The 26,216-nt window shown below is 69.0% G+C and carries 25 protein-coding genes; 13 read left to right on the top strand and 12 right to left on the bottom strand.

From position 1 onward, the window contains the following. Positions 1-128 precede the first annotated feature (128 nt). The 3 genes from Q5Y72_RS17430 to dapA all read right to left on the bottom strand — a co-directional run bounded on the left by Q5Y72_RS17430 (position 129) and on the right by dapA (position 2,418). Positions 129-764 carry an NrsF family protein gene (locus Q5Y72_RS17430; RefSeq protein ID WP_305964700.1) on the bottom strand — a complete coding sequence of 212 codons (636 nt, stop codon included), beginning with the start codon at positions 762-764 and terminating at the stop codon, positions 129-131. Next, positions 761-1,318 (bottom strand): sigma-70 family RNA polymerase sigma factor, encoded by a 558-nt coding sequence (locus tag Q5Y72_RS17425; protein ID WP_305964699.1) that lies wholly within the window; start codon positions 1,316-1,318, stop codon positions 761-763. Before Q5Y72_RS17425 ends, Q5Y72_RS17430 begins: the two co-directional genes overlap by 4 nt. Positions 1,319-1,542: 224 nt before the next feature. Then, on the bottom strand, positions 1,543-2,418 hold the full coding sequence (gene dapA, locus Q5Y72_RS17420) for a 4-hydroxy-tetrahydrodipicolinate synthase (protein WP_305964698.1): 876 nt from the start codon (positions 2,416-2,418) through the stop codon (positions 1,543-1,545). 109 nt (positions 2,419-2,527) lie between these two features. Here dapA and Q5Y72_RS17415 point away from each other — a divergent pair, with 109 nt between their 5' ends. Then, a complete protein-coding gene (locus Q5Y72_RS17415) occupies positions 2,528-4,606 on the top strand; it encodes a transglycosylase SLT domain-containing protein (RefSeq protein WP_305964697.1) in 2,079 nt (692 codons plus the stop codon). A gap of 19 nt (positions 4,607-4,625) precedes the next feature. Here the strand turns inward: Q5Y72_RS17415 and Q5Y72_RS17410 are convergent, their stop codons facing one another. From Q5Y72_RS17410 to Q5Y72_RS17400, 3 genes are all read right to left on the bottom strand, one after another. After that, positions 4,626-5,582: a DMT family transporter gene (locus Q5Y72_RS17410; RefSeq protein ID WP_305964696.1), complete on the bottom strand. Its 957-nt coding sequence runs from the start codon at positions 5,580-5,582 to the stop codon at positions 4,626-4,628. 128 nt (positions 5,583-5,710) lie between these two features. Then, positions 5,711-6,499, bottom strand: a complete 789-nt coding sequence (locus Q5Y72_RS17405) for an inositol monophosphatase family protein (protein ID WP_305964695.1) — start codon at positions 6,497-6,499, stop codon at positions 5,711-5,713. Positions 6,500-6,558: 59 nt separating this feature from the next. Beyond that, entirely contained in the window at positions 6,559-7,473 is a 915-nt protein-coding gene (locus Q5Y72_RS17400; RefSeq protein WP_305964701.1) for a LysR family transcriptional regulator, read from the bottom strand. Positions 7,474-7,563: 90 nt separating this feature from the next. Between Q5Y72_RS17400 and metF the strand changes: the two genes are divergently transcribed. Then, the gene (gene metF, locus Q5Y72_RS17395; RefSeq protein ID WP_305964694.1) at positions 7,564-8,442 is read left to right on the top strand and encodes a methylenetetrahydrofolate reductase [NAD(P)H]; all 879 of its coding nucleotides are present in this window, start codon (positions 7,564-7,566) and stop codon (positions 8,440-8,442) included. 34 nt (positions 8,443-8,476) lie between these two features. Here metF and Q5Y72_RS17390 read toward each other — a convergent pair whose 3' ends face one another. Further along, positions 8,477-9,607: a T6SS phospholipase effector Tle1-like catalytic domain-containing protein gene (locus tag Q5Y72_RS17390; RefSeq protein WP_305964693.1), complete on the bottom strand. Its 1,131-nt coding sequence runs from the start codon at positions 9,605-9,607 to the stop codon at positions 8,477-8,479. A 34-nt stretch (positions 9,608-9,641) separates the two neighbouring features. Then, positions 9,642-10,796, bottom strand: coding sequence for a type III PLP-dependent enzyme (locus tag Q5Y72_RS17385; RefSeq protein ID WP_305964692.1), 1,155 nt, complete (start codon positions 10,794-10,796; stop codon positions 9,642-9,644). Between the two features lie 166 nt (positions 10,797-10,962). On the opposite strand from Q5Y72_RS17385, the gene Q5Y72_RS17380 reads away from it, so the two are divergent. Continuing rightward, entirely contained in the window at positions 10,963-11,394 is a 432-nt protein-coding gene (locus Q5Y72_RS17380) for an Lrp/AsnC family transcriptional regulator (RefSeq protein ID WP_305964691.1), read from the top strand. 4 nt (positions 11,395-11,398) lie between these two features. Here the strand turns inward: Q5Y72_RS17380 and Q5Y72_RS17375 are convergent, their stop codons facing one another. Then, on the bottom strand, positions 11,399-12,052 hold the full coding sequence (locus tag Q5Y72_RS17375; protein WP_305964690.1) for a winged helix-turn-helix transcriptional regulator: 654 nt from the start codon (positions 12,050-12,052) through the stop codon (positions 11,399-11,401). A 90-nt stretch (positions 12,053-12,142) separates the two neighbouring features. Here Q5Y72_RS17375 and Q5Y72_RS17370 point away from each other — a divergent pair, with 90 nt between their 5' ends. From Q5Y72_RS17370 to Q5Y72_RS17350, 5 genes are all read left to right on the top strand, one after another. Beyond that, positions 12,143-12,862, top strand: coding sequence for a DUF1428 domain-containing protein (locus Q5Y72_RS17370; RefSeq protein ID WP_305964689.1), 720 nt, complete (start codon positions 12,143-12,145; stop codon positions 12,860-12,862). Between the two features lie 9 nt (positions 12,863-12,871). Further along, positions 12,872-13,660 (top strand): VOC family protein, encoded by a 789-nt coding sequence (locus Q5Y72_RS17365; protein ID WP_305964688.1) that lies wholly within the window; start codon positions 12,872-12,874, stop codon positions 13,658-13,660. 43 nt (positions 13,661-13,703) lie between these two features. After that, complete coding sequence (locus Q5Y72_RS17360) at positions 13,704-14,345, top strand: glutathione S-transferase family protein (RefSeq protein ID WP_305964687.1); 642 nt, start codon at positions 13,704-13,706, stop codon at positions 14,343-14,345. Further along, a complete protein-coding gene (locus Q5Y72_RS17355) occupies positions 14,342-15,010 on the top strand; it encodes a glutathione S-transferase family protein (protein ID WP_305964686.1) in 669 nt (222 codons plus the stop codon). The genes Q5Y72_RS17360 and Q5Y72_RS17355 overlap by 4 nt, the downstream gene beginning before the upstream one ends. 64 nt (positions 15,011-15,074) lie before the next feature. Continuing rightward, complete coding sequence (locus tag Q5Y72_RS17350) at positions 15,075-18,161, top strand: valine--tRNA ligase (protein ID WP_305964685.1); 3,087 nt, start codon at positions 15,075-15,077, stop codon at positions 18,159-18,161. 82 nt (positions 18,162-18,243) lie between these two features. Here Q5Y72_RS17350 and Q5Y72_RS17345 read toward each other — a convergent pair whose 3' ends face one another. Continuing rightward, a complete protein-coding gene (locus Q5Y72_RS17345) occupies positions 18,244-19,344 on the bottom strand; it encodes a pyridoxal phosphate-dependent aminotransferase (RefSeq protein ID WP_305964684.1) in 1,101 nt (366 codons plus the stop codon). A gap of 274 nt (positions 19,345-19,618) precedes the next feature. Here Q5Y72_RS17345 and Q5Y72_RS17340 point away from each other — a divergent pair, with 274 nt between their 5' ends. Continuing rightward, entirely contained in the window at positions 19,619-21,118 is a 1,500-nt protein-coding gene (locus Q5Y72_RS17340; protein ID WP_305964683.1) for a tyrosinase family protein, read from the top strand. 35 nt (positions 21,119-21,153) lie between these two features. Further along, a complete protein-coding gene (locus Q5Y72_RS17335) occupies positions 21,154-21,546 on the top strand; it encodes a hypothetical protein (protein ID WP_305964682.1) in 393 nt (130 codons plus the stop codon). A 5-nt stretch (positions 21,547-21,551) separates the two neighbouring features. Here Q5Y72_RS17335 and Q5Y72_RS17330 read toward each other — a convergent pair whose 3' ends face one another. Both Q5Y72_RS17330 and Q5Y72_RS17325 read right to left on the bottom strand, forming a co-directional pair. Then, positions 21,552-21,788, bottom strand: a complete 237-nt coding sequence (locus Q5Y72_RS17330; RefSeq protein ID WP_305964681.1) for an Lrp/AsnC ligand binding domain-containing protein — start codon at positions 21,786-21,788, stop codon at positions 21,552-21,554. A gap of 42 nt (positions 21,789-21,830) precedes the next feature. After that, on the bottom strand, positions 21,831-23,204 hold the full coding sequence (locus Q5Y72_RS17325; protein WP_305964680.1) for an MATE family efflux transporter: 1,374 nt from the start codon (positions 23,202-23,204) through the stop codon (positions 21,831-21,833). Positions 23,205-23,392: 188 nt separating this feature from the next. On the opposite strand from Q5Y72_RS17325, the gene Q5Y72_RS17320 reads away from it, so the two are divergent. Genes Q5Y72_RS17320 through plsY form a run of 3 tightly spaced genes read left to right on the top strand, consistent with a single transcriptional unit; the run spans position 23,393 to position 26,216 of the window. Continuing rightward, complete coding sequence (locus Q5Y72_RS17320) at positions 23,393-24,355, top strand: aspartate carbamoyltransferase catalytic subunit (RefSeq protein ID WP_305964679.1); 963 nt, start codon at positions 23,393-23,395, stop codon at positions 24,353-24,355. Then, positions 24,352-25,635: a dihydroorotase gene (gene pyrC, locus Q5Y72_RS17315; RefSeq protein WP_305964678.1), complete on the top strand. Its 1,284-nt coding sequence runs from the start codon at positions 24,352-24,354 to the stop codon at positions 25,633-25,635. Before Q5Y72_RS17320 ends, pyrC begins: the two co-directional genes overlap by 4 nt. Continuing rightward, positions 25,632-26,216 (top strand): glycerol-3-phosphate 1-O-acyltransferase PlsY, encoded by a 585-nt coding sequence (gene plsY / locus Q5Y72_RS17310; protein WP_305964677.1) that lies wholly within the window; start codon positions 25,632-25,634, stop codon positions 26,214-26,216. Before pyrC ends, plsY begins: the two co-directional genes overlap by 4 nt.

Here is a 26,216-nt window from a genome sequence, read left to right as displayed (position 1 = left end):
GAATGCGACGGGTTTTCACGGGCGATCGCGTCACCATGACGCGGCAAGCGGCACCCGGGTTCCATGTCGACAGGAAAAACCGAGGTCCGGCGGCGCGCGGCGGATGTCGCCCTCCGCCACCGATTCGCCTACCAGCGCAGCATCCGCCGCCCCGCCAGCGCCCCGACGGCGCTGACGATCAGGATTGCCAGCCCGTACCAGGTCAGGAAGAACAGCGGCGCATCCTCGTTGCAATGCAGCGCGTAGAAGGCCGCCGCAAAGCCGCCGACCGCGGCGCCCAACAGCGCCCCGCTGCGCGCCGGAGCGGGGCTGGCGCCGTCGCGCAGGATCATCAGCCCGAGGCCGAGTGGCAGGGCCGAGATCAGGCTGATCGAAGTCAGGCAGACCAGCAGCGTATTGCCGCGCATGATCGGCCACAGCGTGCCGGGGCGGGCGGCAAGACCCGACACCGCCAGCCAGACCAGCGCGAGGCAGACCACGGCCAGCACCCCGACCTGCGCCGGAACCCGGCGCATCTGTGGCTGCGTCAGGTGCAGCGCCGCCCGCAGCGCCGGGATGGCCACGGCCAGTGGCAGGATCCATTTCATCAGCACGACCGGATCGGCCAGCGCCGCCAGAAGATCATCTCGCACCCCCAGAACCGCCAGGGCCAGCATCGCCGCGACGAACAGAGCTGCGCCGCCGCGCCCGATCAGGCGTGGGGCGATCGGCCGTGGCGCAGTTCCGTCGCTGGCCAGCAGGGCGACAAGCTGGTCGGTCCTCATTGCCCGGCCTCCTGGCGCAGCCGCGCCAGACGCTGCAACGCCCGGTGCAACGCCACCCGCAGCGCGCCGGGCGACAGGCCCAGCCGCGTGCCGCAGTCGTCATGGCCGCGTTCTTCGACGGCGAGGCAGCGCAGCAGCGCAGCGTCGCGATCGGGCAGCATGGCGATCAGCACGCCGGCATCGCGCTGTTCGAGGCCGTCGGGCTGCGGGGCGGCCGGCAGGGTCTCGGCGAAATCCTCGACCGGCAGATGCACGGACCGGCCACGGCGGCGGAACGCATCGACCAGCTTGTGACGCGCGATCGCATAGACCCAGGGACGCAGGGGCAGGTCGCGGTTCCAGGTCGCCCGCTTCAGGTGAACAGCCAGCAGCGTCTCTTGCACGACATCCTCGCACCACTCCGGATCCATTCCCGATGCCCGCGCGCGGATCACCCCGCGCAGGACCGGGGTCATCAGCTCAAGCAGACGCCGGTAGTCGCGCTGATCGCCGGCCAGCGCCGATCGCATCAGCGCCGACCAGTCCGGTTGCTGCGCTCCGGCGTCTTGTTTCATCGCCCGTCCCTACGGCTGCCGCCCCGTCAGCGTTACAGCATTCCCCCACGCCGTGTTGCACATCACGACTTCGTGACAGAGGGTGCGACGCCCGGGGGGCGCGGCGCAGGACGACGAACCGCGCGAACCGCGTCGGGGGCTGCGAAGACCGCCCCCATCGAGGGGGCGGGCTTCGCCGGGGGCCGCGGCCCCCGCGGCCAGGCCATCGACGCGGGTGCTGCGGGTCAGATCAGGCCGGCATGCTCGAGGGCGGCGTCGATCAGCCGCCGGGTCGGCTCGGTCAGCGGCACAAGCGGCAGCCGCACCCGTTCGGTGCAGAGCCCCAGCCGCGACATCGCGTATTTCGCGCCGACGAGGCCCGGCTCGACGAAGATCGCGTGGTGCAGCGGCATCAGCCGGTCCTGACAGTCCAGCGCCGCGGCGTAATCGCCCCGCAAGGTCGCCTCCTGGAATTCGGCGCAGAGACGCGGCGCGACATTGGCCGTGACGCTGATGCAGCCCACCCCGCCATGCGCGTTGAAGCCAAGCGCCGTGGCGTCCTCGCCCGACAACTGCACGAAATCGGCGCCGCAGGTGATGCGCTGCTGGCTGACCCGTTCAAGCCGGCCGGTGGCATCCTTCACGCCGATGATCGAGGGGATGCGCGACAGCACGCCCATCGTCTCGGGCAGCATGTCGATCACCGAGCGGCCGGGGATGTTGTAGATCACGATCGGCAGATCGACCGCCTCTGCCAGTGCCGTGTAATGCGCGATCAGTCCGGCCTGCGTGGGCTTGTTGTAATAGGGCGTGACAACCAGCGCGGCATCGGCACCGACCTCGGCGGCGTGCCGCATCAGGCCGATCCCCTCGCGGGTCGAGTTCGACCCCGCCCCCGCGATCACCGGAATCCGGCCCGCCGCAAGCCCCACGACCGCCTCGACCACCAGGCGGTGTTCCTCATGCGTCAGGGTCGGGCTTTCGCCGGTCGTGCCGACTGGTACAAGCCCGTGGCTGCCCTGAGCGACATGCCATTCGACCAGCTTTTCCAGCGTGTCCATATCCAGCTCGCCGTCCTCCTTGAACGGCGTGACCAGGGCGGGCAGCGACCCTTTGAACATGACACGCTCCTTGATGATCCCGTGATGTCGCGCCTAACTATCGCCGGGCGCGGGTCTTGCCAAGGATGTGAATTGCGTCCCGCCGCCGGCCCGGCGAGACAGGGGAAGGATGCGACATCTGCGCGACATGCTGAAGGTCGGGATGCTGGCGGCGCTGAGCCTGCCGGGGCTGGTCGCGACGCCGGCGCAGGCCGAGGATCGTGGGGCGATGGCGCTTGCGCTGGCGGCGGCGGATGCGGGCGACTGGGCCACGGCGCGGGCAGCCGCGCGCCGGTCGGGGCCGCTGGCCGAGACGCTGGTCGGCTGGCAGGCGCTGCGGGCGGGCCATGGGGAGGCCGCCGATTACGTCGACTTCCTGCGCGTGGCCGCAGACTGGCCCGGCCTCGACCTGCTGCGTCAGCGCGGCGACGCGCGGCTGCGCCCCGACCTTCCACCAGCCGATCTGCGCGACTGGTTCGCGGGACGCCTGCCCCAGACCCTGACCGCCGAGCGCGCCTTCCTCGCGACTCTCGGCGATGCCGAGGCGCGGGCCGAGCGGGCGCGCTTCTGGACCTCGACCCCGCTGCCGGCCGATGACGAGGCGGCCTTCCTGGCCGATCATCCCGATGAACTGACCCCGCTGCTGACAGCGCGCGCAACCACCATGCTGGATCTTCGGGAATGGGCGCAGGCCCAGCGCCTGATCCCCCGCCTGCCCGAGGCCGACCGCGCCCTTCCGGCCGCGCGGGTTGCCCTCCAGGCGGGCCAGGGCGGGGTGGACGACCTGATCCTGGCCCTGCCCGAAGCGGTCCGCGCCGATCCGGGCCTGACGCTGGACCGGTTCCTGTGGCGGGTGCGCGCCAAGCAGCATCAGGGGGCGCAGGACCTGATGCTGGCCGCCTCGACCGGGGCCGAGGCGCTGCGCGACCCGGCCGCGTGGGCCCCGATGCGGGTGGATTACGCGCGTCTGGCGATGCGCAACGGCGACTGGTCGCGGGCCGAGGCGCTGGCGCGGGCGCATTACCTGCCCGCCACCGACCGCCACTATCCCGATCTCGAATGGCTGGCGGGTTTTGCGGCGCTGAAACAGGGTGCCGCCGACCGCGCGCTGGCCCATTTCCTGCATCTCGAGACTGTGGTCGGCAGTGCCATCAGCACGGCGCGGGCGCTGTACTGGCAGGGCCGCGCCCACGAGGCGCTTGGCGACGAGGCCGCGGCCACGTCAGCCTATGCGCGTGCGGCGGAAAAGCCCGGTGTCTATTACGGGCAGCTGGCCGCCGAAAAGGTCGGCGCCACGCTGCCCGCCGAATACGGGGTGCCGGGCAAGGCGGTCGACACCCTGCCCGACTGGCGCGGCGCGCTGCGCGACAACGGCGTGTTCCAGGCCGGGCTGTGGCTGCTGGCGACCGGCCGCATCGACGAGGCACAGCGGTTCTTCCTGCATCTGTCGGAAACCGCCGAGCCCGAGGACACGGCGCGCATGGCGCGGCTGATGATCGAGGCCGGTGCGCCATGGCACGGCCTGCGGCTGTCGAAACGCGCAGCGGATCGCGGGGCGATCTATCCGGCCGCGCATTTCCCGCTGACCGGGCTGGAACAGGCCGATCTGGGCCTGCCATCGGAACTGGTGCTGTCGATCGCCCGGCAGGAATCCGAATTCAACCACACCGTCAGCAGCCATGTCGGCGCGCGCGGGCTGATGCAGCTGATGCCCGGCACCGCCGAACAGATGGCGCGGCAGTTGGGAGAACCCTACGACCTGATCCGGCTGACGACCGATCCGGCCTACAACGCGCGGCTTGGCGCGGCCTACCTGACGGGGCTGCGCGACCGCTTTGGCAGTTCGACGGCCCTGGTGGCGTCGGGTTACAATGCGGGGCCCGGTCGTCCGGCGCGCTGGCTGCGCGATTTCGGCGACCTGCGGCGCGGCTTCGATCCGGTGGACTGGGTCGAGCTGATCCCCTTTGACGAGACCCGCAACTATGTCATGCGCGTGACCGAGGCGATGCCCGTCTATCGCGCCCGCATCCTGGGCAGGCCCGCGCCCATCGTGCCGACCTGGGAGTTGACCGGAGGCGGGCTGATGCCGCCGCCGGTGGCCCGGCTGACGCTGGCGCTGTCGGCCCGGCCACCCCAGCGGCCCTTCATCGGACCGCGCCTGCCCGCGGGCTGGTCGCCACCCCTCGAGGAAGCCGCGCTGGCCGAGTGAGCCTGCCGGACGGCTGCGATCAGGCCGATTTCACCCGCGCCCGCCACAACGTGAACAGCCCGGCCAGGACCACGATCACCGCGCCCACCACCACGTTGGGGCGCAGCACCTCGGAAAAGACCACCACGCCGAGGATGCTGACCCAGACCAGCTGGGTGTAGGCAAAGGGTTGCAGCGCCGACGCCTCGGCCAACTCGTAGGCGCGGATCAGCAGGTAATGCGAACTCATGCCGCACAGGCACAGCCCGACCATCCAGAGCCAGTCGATCGGCGCCAGCCATTGCCAGTCCCAGATGCCGACCGCGGTCATCGCCACCGCCCCGGCAATCGCGGTCCAGAAGAAACTGACCATCGAGGGATCGTCGCGCGACACATGCCGGGTCAGCAGCCCGTACAGCGCGAACATCAGCGCGGCGACGAAGGGCAGAAGCGCCTCGATCTGCAAGACCCCGCCGCCGGGGTTCAGAATCACCAGGATACCGGCAAAGCCGATGCCGATGGCGGTCCAGCGCCGCCAGCCGACCTTTTCGCCCAGCACCGGACCCGATAGCGCCGCGACCAGCAGCGGGTAGGCGGTGAAGACGGCATGGGTCTCGACCAGGCCCAGGCGCACGAAGGCCTCGACCATGATCATCACCTCCAGCGCCAGGATCACCCCGCGCAGGATCTGCGTGACCGGGCGCCTGGTGCGGATGGCGCGTTTCAGCCCGCCCGGCTGGCGCGACACCAGCGCGATCACGAAGACCGCAAAGACCCAATAGCGGATCATCACCACCAGAGCCGGCGGATAGCCCTCGCCCAGCACGCGCGAGAACCCGTCCTGCAAGGCGAAGATGAAACTGGTGGCGCACATCAGCAGGATCGCCAGACCCGTGCGGTCGCGGACCGGAGGACGGGTCCTGGGCGGGATCGGCGGCGGCGCCGAGGCGGACGCCGCCGAGGCAGCATAGGGCGGGGCGTTCGGATCGTCGGGCATCGGGCGCGTTCCAGTCGCGTTCCAGAAGGGGGCACGGCCATCCTGCGTCCCCCGACCGGCAAGGTCAAGTCAACCCGGCCTTGCAATCCCTGCAAGACGCGCGCCGTTGCAACCGCGCATCGACAGGCTCAGTCGCGGCTGCGGATCACCTTGGCGAAAGCCTCGAAGATCTGCGGATTGGCGGCGATCATGCGGCCCGATTCCAGCGGATCGTCGCCCTCGCGGATGCCTTCGACGAAGCCGCCGGCCTCGCGCACCATCAGGATGCCCGCCGCCACGTCCCAGGGCTGGTTGCCGCGTTCCCAATAGCCGTCGTATCGCCCGGCCGCGACATAGGCGAGGTCCAGCGATGCCGCGCCCAGCCGGCGCACGCCCGAGGTCAGCGGCATCAGCCGCGCCAGATCCTGCAGCGCGGCCGGCAGCGGGCCACGCCCGGCGAAGGGGATGCCGGTGGCGAACAGCGATTCACCCAGCTGCCGCCGTCCCGAGACGCGCAGCCGCTGATCGTTCATGAAGGCCCCGCCGCCCTTTTCGGCCGTGAACAATTCGTCCTTCGCGGCGTCGAAGATCACCGCCGCGACGATCTCGCCCTTGTGTTCCAGCCCGATGCTGACGGCCCAGTGCGGCAGACCGTGCAGGAAGTTGGTCGTCCCGTCGAGCGGATCGACAATCCAGCGGCGGGTGGGATCCTCGCCCGCATCCTCGCCGGTTTCCTCACCCAGCCAGCCGTAATTCGGACGCGCGCCGCGCAGTTCTTCCTTGATGATGCGTTCGGCCTCGCGGTCGGCGCGGGTGACGAAATCGCCGGCGCCCTTGACGCTGACCTGAAGGTTCTCGACCTCGCGGAAGTCCTTGACCAGCGCCCGCCCGGCCTTGCGGGCAGCCTTGACCATGATGTTCAGATTGGCGCTTGCCATCGTTCGCTCCGATATGGGGTTGGCGGCGTCATAGGGGCATGCGCGGCAAATGCCAAGGATCACGCGGCGGCGCCGCGCAGCATCCGCAGGGGTTCGGTGCGCGAAAGCCGCAGCACATGGGCCATGTAGGGCTGCGCCAGGTCTGCCTCGCGCACGGCCGCGTAAAGGCGCCGCAGGATGCCGCCGCGACCCAGCGGCAGCATCGCGATCTCGGGATTGGCGGCTTCGCGGCGCAGCACCCAGTCGGGCATCACCGCAACGCCCCGCCCCGAGGCGACCAGCATCAGCGACACCGCGGTCAGTTCCACGGTGCGCTGCCGGGCCGGCTCGACCCCGGCGGGGGTCAGGAACTGGCTGAACACGTCCAGCCGCGCGCGATCCATCGGATAGGTGATCAGCGTCTCGCCGGCCAGATCCTGCGGTTCGGCATGGCCCTTGGCGGCCAGCGGATGGCCCGCCGGCACCACCAGCGTCGGCGCATAGTCGAACAGCGGCTGGTAGACGATGCCCGGCACGTCCTCGGGGTCGGACGAGATCACCAGATCCACCTCTTCGCGGGCCAGGGCCGGCAACGCGCCGAAGGCCAGCCGCTGGCGGATGTCGACATCGACATCGGGCCAGGCGCGGCGGAACAGGTCAAGGACCGGCAGCAGCCAGTCGAAACAGGCGTGACATTCCATGGCGATGTGCAGCCGCCCGACCCGACCGGCCTCGACGCCCTTGAATTCGGCCTCGGTGGCGGCCACCAGCGGCAGCACCTGTTCGGCAAGCCGCAACAGCCGCATCCCCGCCGCCGACAGCCGCATCGGCTTGGCCCGGCGCACGAACAGCTCGACCCCGGCCTGTTCCTCCAGCGCCTTGATCTGGTGGGACAGCGCCGACTGGGTGATGTTCAGGACCTCGGCCGCGCGGGCCAGCCCACCCTGTTCATGGAAGGCATGGACCGTGCGCAGATGGCGAAGTTCAAGGTGCATGTGAACCAGTTTCATCTTGATCTTGAAGATTATGAATTTGTCTCACAGTCGCGGGCGTGGCACAAGCTGTGCAGACAGAAAGGAATCGCCATGACCCGCGCCGCGCCGAAAATCAGCTTCGAGTTCTTCCCGCCGAAGACTCTGGATGCGTCGTTCCGGCTGTGGGAAACGGCCCGCGCGCTGGCGCCGCTGGCGCCGGATTTCGTGTCGGTCACCTACGGCGCGGGCGGCACCACGCGGCAGTTGACGCATGAGGCGGTGACCACCATCAACCGCCAGTTCGGCCTGAACGTGGCCGCGCATCTGACCTGCGTCGAGGCCACGCGCGAAGAAACCATGAAGATCGTGAAGGATTATGCCGATGCCGGGATCACCGAGATCGTGGCGCTGCGCGGCGATGCACCGAAGGGCGCCGAGCGGTTCACCCCCCATCCCGAGGGCTTCGCGAACGCGATCGAGCTGATCGAGGCGATCGCGGATCGCGGCGACATGACGATCCGCGTCGGCGCCTATCCCGAGCCGCATCCCGACAGCCCCTCGACTGATGCCGATGTCGCCTGGCTGAAGCGCAAGATCGACGCCGGCGCGACCAGCGCAATCACCCAGTTCTTCTTTGACGCCGAAACCTTTTTCCGGTTCCGCGACAAATGCGCCGCAGCGGGCATCGAAGCGCCGATCATCCCCGGCATCCTGCCGATCCAGGGCTGGGCCGGCGCCCGGCGTTTCGCGCAAAGCTGCGGGACCAGCATCCCGCAATGGGCCGAGGACGCCTTTGCCGCCGCGATCCGCGACGGCGGCGACCGCGAACGGCTGCTGGCGACGGCGATCTGTGCCGAGCTGTGCGACAAGTTGATCGAGGGCGGCATTGACCGGCTGCATTTCTACACGCTGAACCGTCCCGAGATGACCCGCGATGTCTGCGCCGCACTGGGCATCCAGCCGCAGCGCGAACTGGAAGCCGTGGCCTGACACGACCAGACCCCGCCTGCGCCGCGCGGGCGTCTCAGACTTGCCTGGCCTCGGGGGTACCGTCCGCTGCGTCATCGGACTGCGAAAGGGCCGTCGCGCCCGGCGTGACGCGCCGGCGCAGGAAGCCCCGCCGTGGCGGTCCGCCCTGCCCCCTGGGCGCCAGATGCCCGACCAGCAGCGCCGGCCCGTCATACTGTTCGGCCGAGACGTCGCGATGCAGGCTTTCGGTGTCGAACTGCCCGGCCATCCGCGGCGCGCGCGCGAGGAACGCCTTGGCCCAGCCGCGCCAGCTGCCGACCGGAGGCGCCGATGAATCGCAGGGAAACCCGTCGCGCCAGCGCCGCGGCAGCGGCAGGCCCAGTGTCTCGGCATGTTCCAGCATCCAGACCAGCGGGATGTTGGCCAGGGGGCGCGCGGCCTCGTGCCCGCTCAGCTGGCCGCCGATATCGGGATGCGCGCCCCGGAACCATCGCTGCTCGACCCGCCCGGCCACGCAGCGATCGTCCCACAGAAGCGGGGCGAAGGCTGCCCGGGTCTCGTCCAGTGCAAGCGCCTGAAACCCATGCTCGACATTCGCGGCAAGATGGGCGTCGTGAAAGCGGAAGCGCGGCTCGGTCAGCATCCAGATCACCGGCAACCGCACGCCAAGCGCCATCACCGTGTCAAAGCAGCCCAGCATCCTGATCGGCGCCTCGGGCTGGCAGCGGCGGGTCCTGAATGCATCCAGATGCCGGCCGATCTTTCCGGTGTGGTAATAGTTCCAGGCGGCGCGGACATTGCGTTCGGTCGCGGCCTCGGCGCGCAGCAGGCCCACCCGGTCGATCATGCCGGCAAGGCTGCGCACCGCGAAGGCGCCGCGGGAGTAGCCGAACAGGAAGATGAGGTCACCCGGCTGATAGCGCGAGGCAAGCCGGCCATAGGCATCGACGATCCGCCGTTCCAGAACCCGCCCCATCGCCAGTTCCGGCAGGGTGCGCCACCGATTCCATTGCTGGCCCATCCCGTAATAGAGGTGCATCCGCATCTCGGATGCCGGCGAGTTTCGGATCTTGCGGGTCAGCAGGCCGTGCAGCCGCCCGATCGAACTGCGCCGTCCATCGGCCAGCGAGGCGAAGGTTCCGTCCATCAGAACGACATGGATGGTGGCCGGGCGAATCGTGTTCATCGGCCAAGGCTAGCATGACGGTCTCAGATTTTGGTTACGCCAGCGCCATCACGGTCACGTGCGACATCAGCCCGAAGCCGTTGAAGCGGGTGTTCGTCACCGTCGAATAGGCTCCGGCGCCGTGGAAGATGACGTAATCGCCCTCGGCGATGTCGGCCGGCAGGCTCAATTCTCCGGGCAGGCGGTCGACCGAGTCGCAGGTCGGACCGAAGATCACCCGCCCGGTCAGATCGCCCCCCCGCGGCTGGCCCTGCGGCGTCAGGACCTCGATGCGATCCAGATTGCCCACGATCGGCAGTTCGGCCAGCCCGCCATAGACGCCATCGTTCAGGAAGACGCTGGTGCCGTCGCGCACGCCCTTGACGCGCGTGATCAGCGAGAAGGCGTCCGCGCAAAGCCCGCGCCCCGGCTCGCAGACCAGCGCGGGCGCATCGTCGCCAAAGCATTCCCGCACCGTGTCGCCGATCTCGGCGAAGATCGCGCCCAGATCGGGATCGACCCCGGTCACCCGGTGCGAGGGGAAGCCGCCGCCGACATTCAGCCGGCGCGCGGTGACGCCGGCGCTGTCGCAGATGTCGCGGGCGACGCGGATATAGCTTTCCCAGGCGATTGGATCGACGCATTGCGTGCCCGGATGGAAGGTCAGCGAGGCGACATAGCCGCGCTCGGCCACAAGGCGCAGCAGGTCGGCCGCAAGGTCCGGCGTCGCGCCGAACTTCGAGCCGAAATCATAGACCGCGCCCAGCACCGGCAGCTTGAAGCGGGGCGAGATCTCGACCCCCTGCCCGTTCATCGTCGCAGGCACCATCTCGAACAGCTTCTCAAGCTCGCTGCGGCTGTCCACCGACCAGGCCAGGATGCCGGCCTTGACCGCATGGACGATCTCGGACCGGGCGCGGACGGGGTTGTGATAGTGCCGCGCGGCATGAGGCGCCATCCGGCCGATCAGGTCGATCTCGAAGGGCGAGGCCACGTCGAACCCGGTGATCCCGGCCGAGACGAGGTTCTGGATCACCGCCTCGTCGGGATTGGACTTGACGGCATAGGTCACCAGCCCCGGAAAGCCCGCCAGAAACTGACGCGCCCGGTCCTGAAGCACGGTCGGCGCGAAGGCCATCACCGGATGCTCGGGCTGCAGGTGGCGGATCAGTTCGGCCGGGGTATCCCAGACGGTCTTGTGATGTCCCATGACGGTCCTTTCGCGCGGTCAGGTGGGTCGGTCGACGGGCAGGCGGTCTCAACACAGAATGGCGCTTTTGGGTTCCGTTTTCACCGATGAAAAGGATAGATTTGCCGCATGTAGCAACTATTATGACGAATCAAGTGTCAATTTGACGACAAGCCAGGGCACAGACATGGATGACCTCGACCGTTCGATCCTTGCCTTGCTGGCGCAGGATGCGCGCATGTCGCTGGCGGTGCTGGCGCGACGGCTGAAGGTCGCACGCTCGACCGTGCAGGCGCGGCTCGAGCGGCTGGAAAGCTCGGGCGCGATCGCGGGCTATACGCTGCGGCTGGGCGACCGGGCGCGGCTGGCGCAGATCCGCGCCACCGTCCTTCTGGTGATCGAACCGCGCAGCCAGCCCGCCATCCTTGCGCGGCTGCGCACCCTGCCGCAGGTAGAGCGCATCCACACCACCAGCGGACGGGTCGACCTGCTGCTGCAACTGTCCACCGGATCGACGGCCGAGCTGGACGAGGCGCTGGACCGGATCGGCGGGCTGGACGGCGTGCGATCTTCGGAGAGCCTGATCCACCTGACGACCAAGCTGGACCGTGCCGTCTGACCGCTCAGCCGCGCAGGTGGAACAGATCGACATGGGCCTGCGCGGCGGCCAGATCGCCGGCGACCGCGATCACCCCCTGCCCGGCGAGATCCGCCAGTGGCGCGGCGCCATAGACGGCCCGCGCCAGCCCGTTGCCGCCGCCCGCCAAGACGAAGGCGGCCGAGGGGTCGCACCCCGCCTCGACCCGCAGCACGCCATCGCCGGTCAGCCGCTGCACAAAATCGTCGCTGCCCGAGCGGAACCCGGCAACCGCGTGGCGGCCGCGCGCGGCATCCGATGCCATCATCGCGGTCATCGAGATCATCAGCGCCGTCGGGCTGATGAAGCGGCGCGGATCGTGGCCGGGATGGCGCGCCCCCCACCGGCACATCGCCTGCAGCACCGGCAGCAGGTCGTGCCCCGACGGCGTCAGCGCATAGAGCCCGGTTGCCGTGTCGTGGCGCACCACGCCGGCCAGGGTCAGCTGTCCCAGCCGCTGCGACAGCACCGCCGCCGTGATTCCCGGCAGGCCGGCCCGGACCTGCTGGAACCGGCGCGGCGCCAACATCAACTCGCGCACCACAAGCAGCGCCCAGCGGTCGCCCACCAGGTTCAGTGCGTGGGCGGCAAGGCAGCCCTCGTCATAGCGAATCCGCGCAGTTCTGCCGATCTTCTCCATCGCCCCACAGTGTCAGTTGCTTTTTCATACCACAAGCGCGATGCTTCGAGTCGCGAACGGATGTCCCGCCGATCGCAACGGGAGGATCAGATGGCCTATTATACCGGCTTCGTCGCCGCCGTGCCGACCGCCAACAAGGACGCCTATGCCGATCATGCAAGGTCAAGCTGGCCGATGTTCAAGTCGCGCGGGGCACTGCGCATGGTCGAATGCTGGGGCGAGGATGTGACGCATGGCCACACCACCGATTTCTACCGGGCGACCCAGGCCCGGGAGGACGAGACGCCGGTGTTTTCCTGGGTCGAATGGCCCGACCGCGCGACCTGCGATGCAGCATGGGCCTCGATGATGGACGACCCGCAGATGCAGCAGATGGGCGAGATGCCCTTCGACGGCGCGCGGATGTTCTGGGGCGGCTTCAGCCCAGTCATGCAGCATGGCGCAAGCCGGCCCGGCAGCTATGTGCAGGGCTTCGTGCTGCCAGCAAGATCGGATGCGAAGCAGGCCTATGTCGACATGGCCAACAGCGCCGCGCCGATGTTCGAACGCTTCGGCGCGCGCCATCAGGTAGAGTGCTGGGGCGAGGATGTCCCGCATGGCAAACAGACCGATTTCTACCGCGCAACGCAGGCCACCGAGGACGAGACCCCGGTCTTCGCCTGGATCGAGTGGGCCGACCGCGCCGCCTGCGACGAGGCTGCACGCAAGATGCAGGAGGAAATGGGCGACATGCCGATGCCCGACCCGATGCCCTTTGACGGCCGGCGCATGTTCTGGGGTGGCTTCACCCCCATCGTCGATCTCAGTTGAGGCCCCGCCATGACAGCGATCCATGGCCGTCCCCTGTGGTATGAACTGGCCTGCGCTCCGGGCCGGCGCGCCGAGGCCGAGGCTTTCTATGCGGGCCTGTTCGGCTGGACCGTCGCCCCTTCGGGCATGGAGGGGTTCGACTACGACCTTGCACGCTGTCAGGGCGCGATGGTCGCGGGGATCATGGACATGCCCGCAGATGTGGCGGGGATGCCGCCCCTGTGGCTGATCTATTTCGGGGTCGCGGATCTGGACGTTGCCGTGGCCGCCGCCACCGCGCAGGGCGCCGCGATCCATCGCCCGCCCTTCGAGGTCGCCAATACCGGCCGCATCGCCATTCTCGGGGATCCGCAGGGCGCGGGCTTCGGCCTTCTGGAACCTGGACCGATGCAGGACGGCACCGGCGGGAACGCCTTCGACCGGACGCGGGCCGGCCACGGCAACTGGAACGAACTGATGACCGCCGATCCCGCCGCCGCGCTGGACTTCTATGGCCGGCTTTTGGGCTGGCAGCAGTCGACCGAGATACCGATGGGCGAGATGGGCACCTATCAGCTGTTCGCGCATGAGGGCGCCGATATCGGGGGGATGCAGGGGCTTGGCAATGCGCCGGCGCCGGCCTGGCTGCCCTATTTCGGCTTCAACGGCCTGTCCGACGCCGTGGCCCGCATCGCCGATCTGGGCGGCGCGGTGCTGCACGGCCCGCAGGAGGTTCCGGGCGGCGCCCATATCGCCATCGCCCGCGACCCGCAAGGCGCGCAGTTCGCGATCGTCGGCCCCCTCGACCATGCCGGCTGACCGGACCGGCACGCATGGCCCTCAAGCCCCGACGAGACACCACATGACCCTGACACTGACCACCTATGACTGGGTGCCGCAGATGCCGCGCGGGCTGGTGCGGGACCTGCGCGTCCGCTGGGCCTGCGAAGAACTTGGCCGCCCCTACAGCGTCGAGACCGTCCCGCTGCGTGACCGCGGGGCCGCCCATCAGGCCGCGCAACCCTTTCATCAGGTGCCGTTTATCCGCGACGGCGACCGCGTGCTGTTCGAGTCCGGCGCGATCCTGCTCCATCTCGCCGAGGGCACGCATCTGCTTCCCGAAGACCGCCGCCCCGAGATCACCCAATGGCTGATCGCCGCGCTGAACAGCGTCGAGACCTGGCTGATGGCCTATTTCCTCGCGCGCGTCGTCGATGACGACGATCAGGCCGCGGAACGCCGCGCGCCCCTGGTCACGCAGCGGCTGGCCCAGCTTGACGCCGTGCTGGCGCAGCGCGACTGGATCGCCGGTCCTGATTTCACCGTCGCGGACCTGATGCTGGCCGATGTGTCCCGCCAGGCACAGCGGTTCGGACTTCTGGGGCCGCACGCCCATGTGGCGGATCATCTGGCGCGGGCGACCGCCCGCCGGGCCTTTGCCCGCGCTTTCGATGATCACATGGCGCATTGGGCCGCCGCCGACGCCGCCGGGTCGCCCGCATGAGCCTGACCCTGTGGTTCCACCCGCTGTCCTCGTTCTGCCACAAGGTGCTGGTCGCGCTCTACGACGCCGGCATCGCATTCACCCCCCGCCACGTCAATCCGGGCGATCCGGCCGACCGGGCGGCGCTGGCAGGGATGTCGCCGCTGGGCAAGATGCCCGTCCTTCAGGATCACGGGCGCGATGCCGTGATCTGCGAAACCTCGCTGATCATCGCCTATCTCGCCCGCCACGACCCCGGCGCGCGGCGCCTGCTGCCCGCCGATCCCGATCAGGCGATGCAGGCGCATGTCTGGGACCGCGTCTTCGACATGCATGTGCAGGGCGCGATGCAGCCGGTTGTGAATGCGCGGCTGTTCATGGACCCTTCGGCCGAACCCGCCGTCACCGCCTTTGCCCATCGCGAACTTGACCGCGCCTATGCCGCCGCCGACCGCCACCTTGCGGGCCGCGACTGGCTGGCCGGCGATTTCGGACTGGCCGATTGTGCGGCGCTGCCGGCGCTGTTCTATGCGGGCATCCTGCACCCCTTCGCCGCCCATCCGCACCTGTCGTCCTATTTCGAGCGTCTGATCGCCCGCCCCTCGGCCGCCCGCGTGCTGGACGAGGCCCGCCCCGTGCTGGACATGTTCCCCTTTGCCGAGAAGATCCCGGCGCGGTTTCGCTGATCTGCACGTCTTGGCCTTTGCCCGGCCTTTCGGTAATCCATCCTGAAGCAAGGGGATCGCCGAGATGAGCATGGACAAGAGTTTTGACGCCCGGGCCGCCGAGGCCCGCATCAGCGCCGAATGGGAACGCGCGAACGCCTTTGCCGCCGGCGCCAATGCCTCGCGGACGGAAACCTTCACGGTGATGATCCCGCCGCCCAACGTGACCGGAAGCCTGCATATCGGCCACGCCTTCAACAACACGCTGCAGGACATCCTGGTGCGCTGGCACCGGATGCGCGGCTTCGACACGCTGTGGCAGCCGGGCCAGGACCATGCCGGCATCGCCACGCAGATGGTCGTCGAACGGCGCATGGCCGATGCGGGCGAGCCCGACCGCCGCCAGATCGGCCGCGACTCCTTCGTGCAGAAGATCTGGGACTGGAAGCGCGAATCCGGCGACACGATCATCAACCAGCTGAAGCGTCTGGGTGCCTCCTGCGACTGGTCGCGCAACGCCTTCACCATGTCGGGCGCGCCGGGGGCGCCTGCGGGCGAAGAGGGCAATTTCCACGACGCGGTGATCCGGGTCTTCGTCGATCTCTACAACAAGGGCATCATCTATCGCGGCAAGCGGCTGGTGAACTGGGACCCGCATTTCGAGACCGCAATCAGTGATCTCGAGGTCGAGAACCGCGAGGTGCCGGGCCATATGTGGCATTTCAGATACCCGCTGGCCGACGGCGAGACCTACGAATATGTCGAACGCGATGCCGAGGGCCGCGTGACGCTGCGCGAGACGCGCGACTATATCGCCATCGCCACGACCCGCCCCGAGACGATGCTGGGCGACGGTGCGGTGGCGGTGCATCCCTCGGATGAACGCTACGCCCCGATCGTCGGCAAGCTGTGCGAGATTCCGGTCGGCCCGAAGGAACATCGCCGGCTGATCCCGATCATCGCCGACGACTATCCCGATCCCGATTTCGGCTCGGGCGCGGTCAAGATCACCGGCGCGCACGACTTCAACGATTACGGCGTCGCGATGCGCAACGGCATTCCGCTTTATGCGCTGATGGACGGGCGCGGCGCGATGCGCGCGGACGGTCTGTCCCATGCCGACAGCGCCGAGATCGCCACCCGGGCCGCGCGGGGCGAGGATGTGGGCGATGTGTCGAACGTGAACCTCGTGCCCGAGGACCTGCGCGGGCTTGACCGCTATGACGCGCGCAGGCGGGTGATCGAGGCGATCACCGCCGAGGGGCTGGCCGTGACCCTCCTGCACAAGGAGATCGATCCGGAAACCGGCGCCGAACATCTGGAACGCCGCCCGCTGATCGAGGACAAGCCGATCATGCAGCCCTTCGGCGACCGCTCCGGCGTCGTCATCGAACCGATGCTGACCGACCAGTGGTTCGTCGATACCGCGCGCATCGTCGGCCCCGCGCTGGAGGCCGTGCGCGATGGCCGCACGCGGATCCTGCCCGAACAGCACCGCAAGGTCTATTTCAACTGGCTCGAGAATATCGAGCCGTGGACGATCAGCCGCCAGCTGTGGTGGGGCCACCAGATCCCGGTCTGGTACGGGCTGGATCTGGGCGTCGCGGATTTCGCCGATGACGGCGACGGGGCGCTGGACGAGGTCGAGATGTTCGGCCTGCTGGTGGACGGGCTGGTCCATGCCGGCGAACGCCAGCGCTGCGCCGCCGATTTCGAGGCGGTCCGCAAGCTGTTTCGCGACGACATCGCCGGGCTGCCGCAGCCGCTGGAGGTCAGCCGCGTGGTCGAGGTTGCCGACCGCGACGCGGCCATCGACCTGCTGGCCCGCAGCCTGGCCGATTACGGCCTGTCGCAGGACCCGACGCATCTGCTCTATCCGGTCTGGCGCGACCCCGATGTGCTGGACACCTGGTTCAGCAGCGGGCTTTGGCCCATCGGCACCCTTGGCTGGCCCGACAAGACCCCCGAGATGGAGAGGTATTTTCCCACCGACGTTCTGGTGACAGGCTTCGACATCATCTTCTTCTGGGTCGCCCGGATGATGATGATGCAGCTGGAGGTCGCGGGCGACGTGCCCTTCCACACCGTCTATGTCCACGGGCTTGTCCGCGACGAGAAGGGCGCGAAGATGTCGAAGTCGAAAGGCAACGTCATCGACCCGCTGAGCCTGATCGACGAATACGGCGCCGACGCGCTACGCATGACCCTGACCGGCATGGCGGCGATGGGCCGCGACCCCAAGCTGGGACCGAAGCATGTCGAAGGCGCACGCAATTTCGTCACCAAGATCTGGAACGCCAGCCGCTTTGCGCAGATGAACGGCGTGCGGGGCGGGGTGGCCCGCCCTGACTCGCAGCACACGGTCAACCGCTGGATCATCGGCGAGGTCGCGCGGATTCGCATCGCGACCGACGAGGCGCTGGCCTCCTATCGCTTCAACGATGCCGCGAACGGGCTTTACGCCTTTGTCTGGGGCAAGGTCTGCGACTGGTATGTGGAATTCGCCAAGCCGCTGTTCGACGGCGAGGATGCCGGGGAGACCCGCGCCACGATGGGCTGGGTGCTGGACCAGTGCTACCTGATGCTGCACCCGATCATGCCCTTCGTCACCGAAGAGCTGTGGGCGCTGACCGGCGAGCGGGCGACGATGCTGGTGCATGGCGACTGGCCGACCTGTGGCGCGGAGCTGATCGACGAGGCGGCCGACCGGCAGATGAACTGGGTCATCGCGCTGATCGAGGCGGTGCGGTCCGCCCGCGCGCAGATGGGCGTGCCGGCGGGCGCCCGGCTGGACCTGATCGTGACCGAGGCCGACGCGGCCGCCCGCGCGGCGCTGGCCGCCAACGCCCCGCTGATCGAGCGGCTGGCCCGCGTCAACCCGCCGGCCGATGGCGTGGCGGGCAAGGGGATGATTGCCGTCGCGGCGCCGGGCGCGTCCTTTGCGCTGCCGATCGGCGACCTGATCGACGTGGCCGCCGAGACCACCCGGCTGCAGAAGGCGCTGGCCCGGTCCGGGAAGGACGCCGACGGATTGCGCAAGCGGCTGGCCAACCCGAAATTCGTCGAGAACGCCGAGGCCGAAGTGATCGAGGAGACCCGCGAGAAGCTGGCGGCACTCGAGGATGACCTGGCGCGGCTGCACGCCGCGCTGGCGCAGCTGGCGGCGCTGTAGTGCCCGCCGGCCGACGGCCCGCCCGCGGCGGCGGCGGAGCCTCCGGCGGGGATATTTGGGCACAGAAGAGGGGGCGGCCCGGTCAGAGGCGGGCGAGGGCGCGCGGCAGCGCCTCGGCCAGCCGGTCGAGATCGGCCTCGGGCGCACAGCTGATGCGGATGCAGCGATCCTGCGGGGCCACCGCGGGCATCCTAACGAAGATACCCTCGGCCTCGAGCGCGGCGACGAGTCCTCGGGCGAAGATGCCGTCGCGGCCGGTGTCGATGGCCACGAAATTGGTTGCCGAGGCCAGCGCGACCATGCCGTTGTCGCGGGCGATGGCACCGAGGCGATCCCGCGCGGCCGCCACGCGCGCCACCACACCGGTCAGCCAGTCACGGTCCGCAAGCGCCGCGAGGGCGCCGGCCTGGGCGATGCGGTTGACGCCGAAATGGTTACGGATCCTCTCGAACCCCGCGATCAGGCCGGGTTCGCCGATCGCATAGCCGATCCGCGCCCCGGCCAGCCCGTAGGCCTTCGAGAAGGTCCGCATGCGGATGACGCGGGGATCGTCGGCGGCGATGCCCGGCACGGCGGTGGCCGGCGCGAATTCCAGATAGGCCTGGTCCAGCACCAGAAGGCAGCCCTGGGGCAAGTCGTCCAGCATGGCCTGGATCACCGCGCCGTCATGCCAGCTTCCCATCGGATTGTCCGGATTGGCGAGATAGACCAGCCGCGCCCCCGTCGCGCGCGCCCGCGCCGCCAGCGCCCGGGGATCCTCGGCATCATCGCGATAGGGCACCTTGTGCAGCACCCCGCCGAAGCCTGCGACGTGGTAGTTGAAGGTTGGGTAGGCTCCTTCCGACGTGACCACCGCATCGCCCGGAGCGATCATCAGCCGCACCAGCAGCCCCAGCATCCCGTCGATGCCCTCGCCGATGAGGATCGAGGCGGGCGCGATATCGAGGTGGCGGGCCAGCGCCTCGCGCAGGTCGTGGCTGGTCGAATCGCCATATTGCCAGACCCGACCGGCCTCTGCCTGCATTGCTGCAACCGCGCGGGGGCTTGGGCCGAAGCCGTTCTCATTGGCACCCAGCCGGGCGGCGAAGGGCGCGCCGCGCTGGCGTTGCAGGGTTTCGGGCCCCACGAAGGGCACGGTCGCGGGCAGCGCGGCGGGGATCGGGGCAAAGCGAAGCGGTGTCATGGCGCCACGCTAGGGCCAGAGGCGCGGGGCGCGCAAGCCTTCGACGGCAGGGGACCTGCAGCAAGGGCGACAGCGGTGCGGCGCGCGTATCGCGGTCCTTTTCGCGGACTTGCAGAGATTATCATTTTAACGCCAGAAAGTTAATTTAATAGATAATATTAATACGCGCGATTTTAAATGTGCTATGCTGATTTCAGAAAACTGTGAACCCCGCGACTCGAAGCGCCGGTCACCGATCGCCGCGATCGCATCGCGATGCGAAAGGAAGATGATCATGCTTACCAGACGCGCCCTGCTGCAGATCACCGCGGCGGCTTCGGTGGCCGGCGTCCTGCCCTTCAGGCCTGCCCGCGCGCAGGCCAGCCTGCCGCAGCGGCGCAGCCTGCACGAGATGGATCTGGACGATCCCGTGCTGGTCGCGCTGCGCGACTTCGTGACCCGGATGAAGGATCCGGCCCGCAACGGCCAGCCGCTCAGCTGGATCGGCTTTGCCAATATCCATGGCACGCCGGCAGGCTTCAACCTGTGCCCGCATGGCAACTGGTATTTCCTGCCCTGGCATCGCGGGTATGTGCACATGTACGAACAGGCGGTGCGGGCGCTGACCGGCAGCGCCGATTTCGCCATGCCCTATTGGGACTGGACCGCCCATCCCGATTTTCCGGCGGCCTTCGGCGACCAGCAGTTCGACGGCCGGCCCAACCCGCTGTTCGTGCCGGGCCGGCTGATGACGACGGGCGACGCCATCGACCTGTCGGTGTCGGGACCCGCGGTTCTGGACGGGATCATGAACCAGCTGAACTTCGAGGAGTTCGGTTCGAGCCGCCCGGCGGGCCAGAACAGCAGCGACGCGACCTGGATCCGCCGCCCCGGCGTACAGGGCCCGCTGGAGGCGAACCCGCACAACAACATCCATTGCGACATTCGCGGCCCGTTCATGTGTGCCGGCACCTCGCCGCAGGATCCGATCTTCCAGATGCATCACTGCAACATCGACCGCATCTGGGACGCCTGGATCCGCAGCGGGCGCAGCGACGCGGCCAGCACGTTGTGGAGGAACACCGTGTTTCAGGACAATTACATCGACCCGACCGGGGCCAGCTACAGCTGGAGCGTGTCGGACCTGCTGGCGCCGGAACCCCTGGGCTACACCTACCTGGCGCCCGAACCCGAGCCCGAACCCGAAATCGCCTACAGCGATCCCGGCCGCGATCTGTACCTGCAATACCTCGTCGGAGCCGAACTGGGCGGCGACGCGTTGCGCCTGCCCGGCACGGCGCAGGCCGGACAGATCGCCGCCGCGCCGGATGCGCCGGCCAGTGTCAGGCTGGACACTTCGGGGCTCAACCTGCGGGCTGCGGGCAATTCCGACCTGGCGCGGTCGATGCAGGAGGCCGGGCTGGCCCGCCCGCGTGCCAAGCTGTTCCTGCGCATCGTGCAGCCCGACCTGCCGGACGGCACGCGGCTGCGGGTGTTCGTCAACAGCCCCGATGCGACGGCGGAAACGGCGACCGACGGAAACCCGAACTATGTCACCTCGATCGGCTTCTTCGGCGTCGGCCCCGGCGGCGGCATGATGATGCAGGGCATGGATCACGGCGGCACCGAGGGGCATCAGCCGGTAGAGGGACCATCCTTCGCGGTGGACCTTCCGGCGGCCGCGATCGACGAGACCGCGGGCGAGATCACCGTGCAGCTTGTGCCCATCCCGCAGGCCGAGAGTGACAAGGCCGGTCCCGTTGTCGTGAAGTCGGTTGAACTCGCGGTGCTGTAGCCTCAGCTTGGGGGTGGTCCTCAGGGGGATGAAAGATGGCGGATGCCGCGTCGATGCTGGCCGTGACGATGGCCGGGCTCTGCTGCCTCGCCCAGGCCGGCGAGGTCGCCCCCGCGACCATCACCGCCCGGCAGCCCGTCACGCTGTGCGATGCCGCAGGCCGGCCCGGGGATCTGCGCGCGGTGCTGACGGTCCTGTCGCTGACATCGCCCGAGGACGGGACGGCCCCGGCGCCCCGCATCGCCGTCGAGGCCGACACCGGCGAGACGACGCTGATCGGGCTGTTCCCCGCCAATGACCTGTCCGACCCCGACGCGGCGCGACAGTTCTTCCTGCCCGGCGGCGGCGCCGCGCGGTGCTGGACGCTGCGGCTGACCGGACCGGGCCGGGCGCAGGTGACCCTGACCCGGTCGCAGCCGTTGGAATAGCGCGGCTAGAAGGCGCGAAAGGTCATCGTCGTCAGCGTCCGGCTGATATTGGGAATGTCGAACAGCCGATCCGACAGGAACCGGCCGACATCCTCATCCTCGGGAATATAGACCTTGGCCAGCAGGTCATAATCTCCCGAGGTCGAATACAGCTCGCTGACGACCTCGCGGTCATAGATCGCCTCGGCGACCTGATAGGTCTTGCCGGGCTCGCAGCGGAACTGCACGAAGACGGCGCGCATCGGGGCCTCCTGCGGACGGGCGGGTGTCGTTCGGTGGCGAGGTTAGACTGCCGGATGCGGCGCGGTCCAGTCCCCGCGCGCATGGCCGCGCCAGAACCGCAGCAACAGCAGGACCGCCGCAACCGTCAGCCCGACGACCAGCCCCAGCCACAGCCCCCTGGCGCCGACGCCGGCCACGAAGGCCAGGCCATAGGCCACCGGCATTCCCACCACCCAGTAGCTGAAGCCGGCGATCAGCATCGGAACGCGCGTGTCATGCACCCCGCGCAGCAGGCCAAGCACAACCACCTGCAGCGCATCGGTCAGCTGGAACAGCGCCGCATAGAACAGAAGCCCGGCGCCGATTGCCACGATGGCAGGCGCCTGCGGATCGGCGGGGTCCAGATACATCATCACCAACGCCTCGGGGAAGATCAGGTAGACCGCCATCGCCAGGATCGCAAAGCCCATCGACAGGGCGGTGACCGTCACCGCCGCGTCGCGCATCCATTCTGCATCACCGCGGCCCTTGGCCTGCCCGACCCGAACCGTCGCCGCATTCGACAGCCCCAGATGCGCCATGAAGGTGATCGAGGCGATCTGCAGCGCGATGCCATGGGCCGCCAGCTCCTGTGTGCCGATCCAGCCCATCATCACGTTCGAGGCGACGAACAGCCCGCCCTCGGCCAGCATGGTGATGCCGATGGGCAGACCCAGCCGGAAGATCGCCCGGAACGCTGGCCAGTCGGGTCGCCAGAACCGCTGGAACAGCGCAAAGCGCCGCGCCTCGGGCAGCCAGCCCGCATAGGCCGCCAGCATCGCAAGCTGCACCGTCTGGACCGACAGGCTGGCAATGGCGGCCCCGCGCACGCCCAGTTCGGGCGCCCCGAGATTGCCGAAGATCAGCACCCAGTTCAGCGCGATGTTCAGCGGCAGCCCGGCCAGGGTGACCCACATCACCACCTGCGTCCGCTCCAGCGCGGCCAGATAGGAATTCAGCGTCAGCCCGGCCAGCATCGGCAGCAGCCCCCAGCCGGCGATGCGCAGATAGTCCTGCGACAGCTCTGCCGTCAGCGGCGTCTGGCCAAGCGCCAGCAGGATCGGTTGCGACCACCACATCAGGGGCATCACGAGGATCGAGAAGATCCCCGACAGCCACAGGGCCATGCGGGTGCCGCGCCGCACCTCGGTCTCGTCGCCGCGGGCCAGCGCGGTGGCAATCAGCCCCATCACCCCGGTGCCGAAGCCCATGCCCAGGAAGAACAGGATGATCACGAACGAGGTGGCGATGACCAGCGCGGCCAGCGGCTCGACCCCGTACCAGCCGACCATCACCGTGTCGCTGACCCCGATGGCCATGCGCGCCAGATGGCTGCCGATCAGCGGCAGGCCCAGCGACAGCGTCGCGGCGACATGGGGGGCGTATCGGCCAAGCATGACCCTGCCATACCCGCGCCCGGGCGGCCGGGCAATCGTCGCGATTGCACCCTGTGCAGCAACCTGTGTCGCGACCAGATTGAAAATCCCGCCCCTGCAGAGGCACAGGGCCCGCCCGCCCTGCCCGCTTGCCGCACCCTGCGCCATCTGCGATAGAGGACGCGACCCGACCCTGCCAGAGGCCGCCCATGAGTTTCCGCGCCCGCCATCTTCTGGGCATCGACCATCTCGCGCCCGCGGAAATCACCACATTGCTGGATCTGGCCGAGGATTACGTCGCACTGAACCGCCGCACGGTCAAACATTCCGACGCGCTGGCGGGCATGACCCAGATCAACATGTTCTTCGAGAATTCGACCCGCACCCAGGCCAGCTTCGAACTGGCGGGCAAGCGGCTGGGCGCCGACGTGATGAACATGGCCGTCGCCCAGTCCAGCGTGAAGAAGGGCGAGACGCTGATCGACACCGCGCTGACGCTGAACGCGATGCAGCCCGACCTGCTGGTGGTGCGGCACCCGCAATCGGGCGCGGTCAACCTGCTGGCCGACAAGGTGAACTGCGCGGTCATCAATGCCGGCGACGGGCGCCACGAACATCCCACCCAGGCCCTTCTGGACGCGCTGACGATCCGCCGGGCCAAGGGGCGGCTGCATCGTCTGACCATCGCCATCTGCGGCGACATCGCGCACAGCCGTGTCGCGCGCTCGAACCTGATCCTGCTGGGCAAGATGGAGAACCGCATCCGCCTGATCGGTCCGGCGACCCTGATGCCGGCCGGTGCCGCCGAGATGGGGGTCGAGCTTTACGAGGACATGCGACAGGGCCTCCGCGGCGCCGACGTGGTGATGATGCTGCGGCTTCAGCGCGAGCGCATGGATGGCGGCTTCATCCCCTCGGAACGCGAATACTACCACCGATGGGGCCTCGACGCGGACAAGCTGGCCCTGGCCGCGCCCGATGCCATCGTGATGCATCCGGGGCCGATGAACCGCGGGGTCGAGATCGACGGCACCATCGCCGACGACATCAACCGCTCGGTCATTCAGGACCAGGTCGAGATGGGCGTCGCCGTGCGCATGGCGGCGCTGGACCTGCTGGCCCGGACCCTGCGCGCCGAACGCGGTCGCGCCGCGGCAGGGGTGATGGCATGACAACGACGCTTTTTGCCAATGCACGCCTCGTGGACCCCGAGGCCGGCACCGATGCGCCCGGATCGCTGCTCGTCCGCGACGGGCTGATCGCCGGCCGGGGGGCGCCGGCCGAGGCCCCGCCCGAGGGCGCAGGGATCGTCGAGTGCGACGGGCGCGTTCTGGCCCCCGGACTGGTCGACTGGGGCGTGAAGATCGGCGAACCGGGTGAGCGGCACAAGGAAAGCTTTCGCAGCGCGGGGCTGGCCGCGGCCGCCGGGGGCGTCACCACGATCATCGCGCGGCCCGACACATCGCCGCCGATCGACACGCCGGAATCGCTCGAATTCGTGACCCGTCGCGCCGCAGATGCGCCGGTCAACATCCGCCACATGGCGGCGCTGACCAAGGGCCGCGAGGGGCGCGAGATGGTCGAGATCGGCTTTCTGTCCGATCTCGGCGCGGCCGCCTTCACCGATGGCGTTCGGGTCGTGCGCGATGCGAAGCTGCTGTCGCGCTGCATGACCTACGCGCGCGGCACCGGCGCGCTGATCATGGGCCATCCGCAGCAACCTGACCTCTCCGCCGGCGCGGCCGCGACCAGCGGCAAGTTCGCCTCGCTCTATGGCATTCCGGCCGTGTCGCCCGTTGCCGAAATTATGGGGCTGGATCGCGACCTGGCGCTGGTGGCAATGACCGGCTGCCGCTGGCATGCCGACCAGATCACGCTGGCCGCCGCCCTTCCGCCGCTGCGCCGGGCGCGCGAGGCGGGTCTTGACGTGACCGCCGGCATCTCGATCCACCACCTGACGCTGAACGAATTCGACGTCGGCGACTATCGGACCTTCTTCCGCTTCACCCCGCCCCTGCGCTCCGAGGACGACCGCCAGGCGATGGTCCAGGCCGTCGCCGAGGGCGCGATCGACGTGATCGCCAGCTTTCACACGCCGCAGGACGAGGAATCCAAGCGCCTGCCCTTCGAGGCCGCCGCCCCCGGCGCGGTGGGGTTGCAGACGCTGCTGCCGGCCGCCATGCGGCTTTACCATCAGGGCGGGCTGTCGCTGCCGCAGCTGTGGCGGGCAATGTCTCTGAACCCGGCGCGGCGGCTGGGGCTGGCGGGCGGGCGGCTGGCACAGGGCGCACCCGCCGATCTGGTCCTCTTCGATCCCGACGCGCCCTTCGTGCTGGACCGGTTCAGGCTGCTGTCGAAATCGAAGAACACCCCCTTCGACGGCGCCCGGATGGAGGGCCGCGTGTCCGGCACCTGGGTCGGCGGCCGCCGCGTGTTCGGAGAGTCGCCATGATGCCGCTTGCCTGGGCCCTGCTGGGCTATCTTCTGGGCTCGATCCCCTTCGGTCTCGTCATCGCCCGCGCCCTCGGCCTCGGGGACCTGCGCAAGATCGGATCGGGCAATATCGGCGCGACCAACGTGCTGCGGACCGGCAACAGGCCTGCCGCGCTCGCCACGCTGCTGCTGGATTCCGGCAAGGGTGCCATCGCGGTCCTTCTGGCGCGGCAGTTCGGCGGCGAGACCGCAGCGATCCTCGCCGGCGGCGCGGCCTTCCTCGGCCATTGCTTCCCGGTCTGGCTGGGCTTTCGCGGCGGCAAGGGGGTCGCGACCTTCCTCGGCACGCTGATCGCGCTGCACTGGCCGCTCGGGCTGGCGGCCTGCGCGACCTGGGCGCTGATGGCGGCAAGCCTGCGGATCAGCAGCCTCAGCGCGCTCACGGCGGCGGCGCTCGCCCCGATCCTGGCCTGGACCTTCGGCCGCAGCGACCTGATCCTCGTCTGCCTGTCCATGGCGGCGCTGATCTTCCTGCGCCACCGCGCCAACATCGCCCGGCTGCGCGCCGGCACGGAACCCCGGATCGGCAGGAAGGGCTAG

The organism is Paracoccus spongiarum, assembly GCF_030732095.1.
Classification (GTDB): Bacteria; Pseudomonadota; Alphaproteobacteria; order Rhodobacterales; family Rhodobacteraceae; genus Paracoccus; species Paracoccus spongiarum.
This window is presented reverse-complemented; position numbering and strand designations above follow the sequence as displayed.

Bases quoted from the DNA above. Each gene is read 5' to 3' on its own strand.
- Q5Y72_RS17390 (WP_305964693.1), bottom strand. From the start codon at position 9,607: ATGAACACGATTCGCCCGGCCACCATCCATGTCGTTCTGATGGACGGA.
- Q5Y72_RS17415 (WP_305964697.1), top strand. From the start codon at position 2,528: ATGCGACATCTGCGCGACATGCTGAAGGTCGGGATGCTGGCGGCGCTG.
- Q5Y72_RS17350 (WP_305964685.1), top strand. From the start codon at position 15,075: ATGAGCATGGACAAGAGTTTTGACGCCCGGGCCGCCGAGGCCCGCATC.
- Q5Y72_RS17375 (WP_305964690.1), bottom strand. From the start codon at position 12,052: ATGGAGAAGATCGGCAGAACTGCGCGGATTCGCTATGACGAGGGCTGC.
- pyrC (WP_305964678.1), top strand. From the start codon at position 24,352: ATGACAACGACGCTTTTTGCCAATGCACGCCTCGTGGACCCCGAGGCC.
- Q5Y72_RS17400 (WP_305964701.1), bottom strand. From the start codon at position 7,473: ATGCACCTTGAACTTCGCCATCTGCGCACGGTCCATGCCTTCCATGAA.
- Q5Y72_RS17320 (WP_305964679.1), top strand. From the start codon at position 23,393: ATGAGTTTCCGCGCCCGCCATCTTCTGGGCATCGACCATCTCGCGCCC.
- Q5Y72_RS17355 (WP_305964686.1), top strand. From the start codon at position 14,342: ATGAGCCTGACCCTGTGGTTCCACCCGCTGTCCTCGTTCTGCCACAAG.
- Q5Y72_RS17425 (WP_305964699.1), bottom strand. From the start codon at position 1,318: ATGAAACAAGACGCCGGAGCGCAGCAACCGGACTGGTCGGCGCTGATG.
- metF (WP_305964694.1), top strand. From the start codon at position 7,564: ATGACCCGCGCCGCGCCGAAAATCAGCTTCGAGTTCTTCCCGCCGAAG.
- Q5Y72_RS17380 (WP_305964691.1), top strand. From the start codon at position 10,963: ATGGATGACCTCGACCGTTCGATCCTTGCCTTGCTGGCGCAGGATGCG.
- dapA (WP_305964698.1), bottom strand. From the start codon at position 2,418: ATGTTCAAAGGGTCGCTGCCCGCCCTGGTCACGCCGTTCAAGGAGGAC.
- Q5Y72_RS17365 (WP_305964688.1), top strand. From the start codon at position 12,872: ATGACAGCGATCCATGGCCGTCCCCTGTGGTATGAACTGGCCTGCGCT.
- Q5Y72_RS17340 (WP_305964683.1), top strand. From the start codon at position 19,619: ATGCTTACCAGACGCGCCCTGCTGCAGATCACCGCGGCGGCTTCGGTG.
- Q5Y72_RS17405 (WP_305964695.1), bottom strand. From the start codon at position 6,499: ATGGCAAGCGCCAATCTGAACATCATGGTCAAGGCTGCCCGCAAGGCC.
- Q5Y72_RS17360 (WP_305964687.1), top strand. From the start codon at position 13,704: ATGACCCTGACACTGACCACCTATGACTGGGTGCCGCAGATGCCGCGC.
- plsY (WP_305964677.1), top strand. From the start codon at position 25,632: ATGATGCCGCTTGCCTGGGCCCTGCTGGGCTATCTTCTGGGCTCGATC.
- Q5Y72_RS17345 (WP_305964684.1), bottom strand. From the start codon at position 19,344: ATGACACCGCTTCGCTTTGCCCCGATCCCCGCCGCGCTGCCCGCGACC.
- Q5Y72_RS17385 (WP_305964692.1), bottom strand. From the start codon at position 10,796: ATGGGACATCACAAGACCGTCTGGGATACCCCGGCCGAACTGATCCGC.
- Q5Y72_RS17335 (WP_305964682.1), top strand. From the start codon at position 21,154: ATGGCGGATGCCGCGTCGATGCTGGCCGTGACGATGGCCGGGCTCTGC.
- Q5Y72_RS17330 (WP_305964681.1), bottom strand. From the start codon at position 21,788: ATGCGCGCCGTCTTCGTGCAGTTCCGCTGCGAGCCCGGCAAGACCTAT.
- Q5Y72_RS17370 (WP_305964689.1), top strand. From the start codon at position 12,143: ATGGCCTATTATACCGGCTTCGTCGCCGCCGTGCCGACCGCCAACAAG.
- Q5Y72_RS17430 (WP_305964700.1), bottom strand. From the start codon at position 764: ATGAGGACCGACCAGCTTGTCGCCCTGCTGGCCAGCGACGGAACTGCG.
- Q5Y72_RS17410 (WP_305964696.1), bottom strand. From the start codon at position 5,582: ATGCCCGACGATCCGAACGCCCCGCCCTATGCTGCCTCGGCGGCGTCC.
- Q5Y72_RS17325 (WP_305964680.1), bottom strand. From the start codon at position 23,204: ATGCTTGGCCGATACGCCCCCCATGTCGCCGCGACGCTGTCGCTGGGC.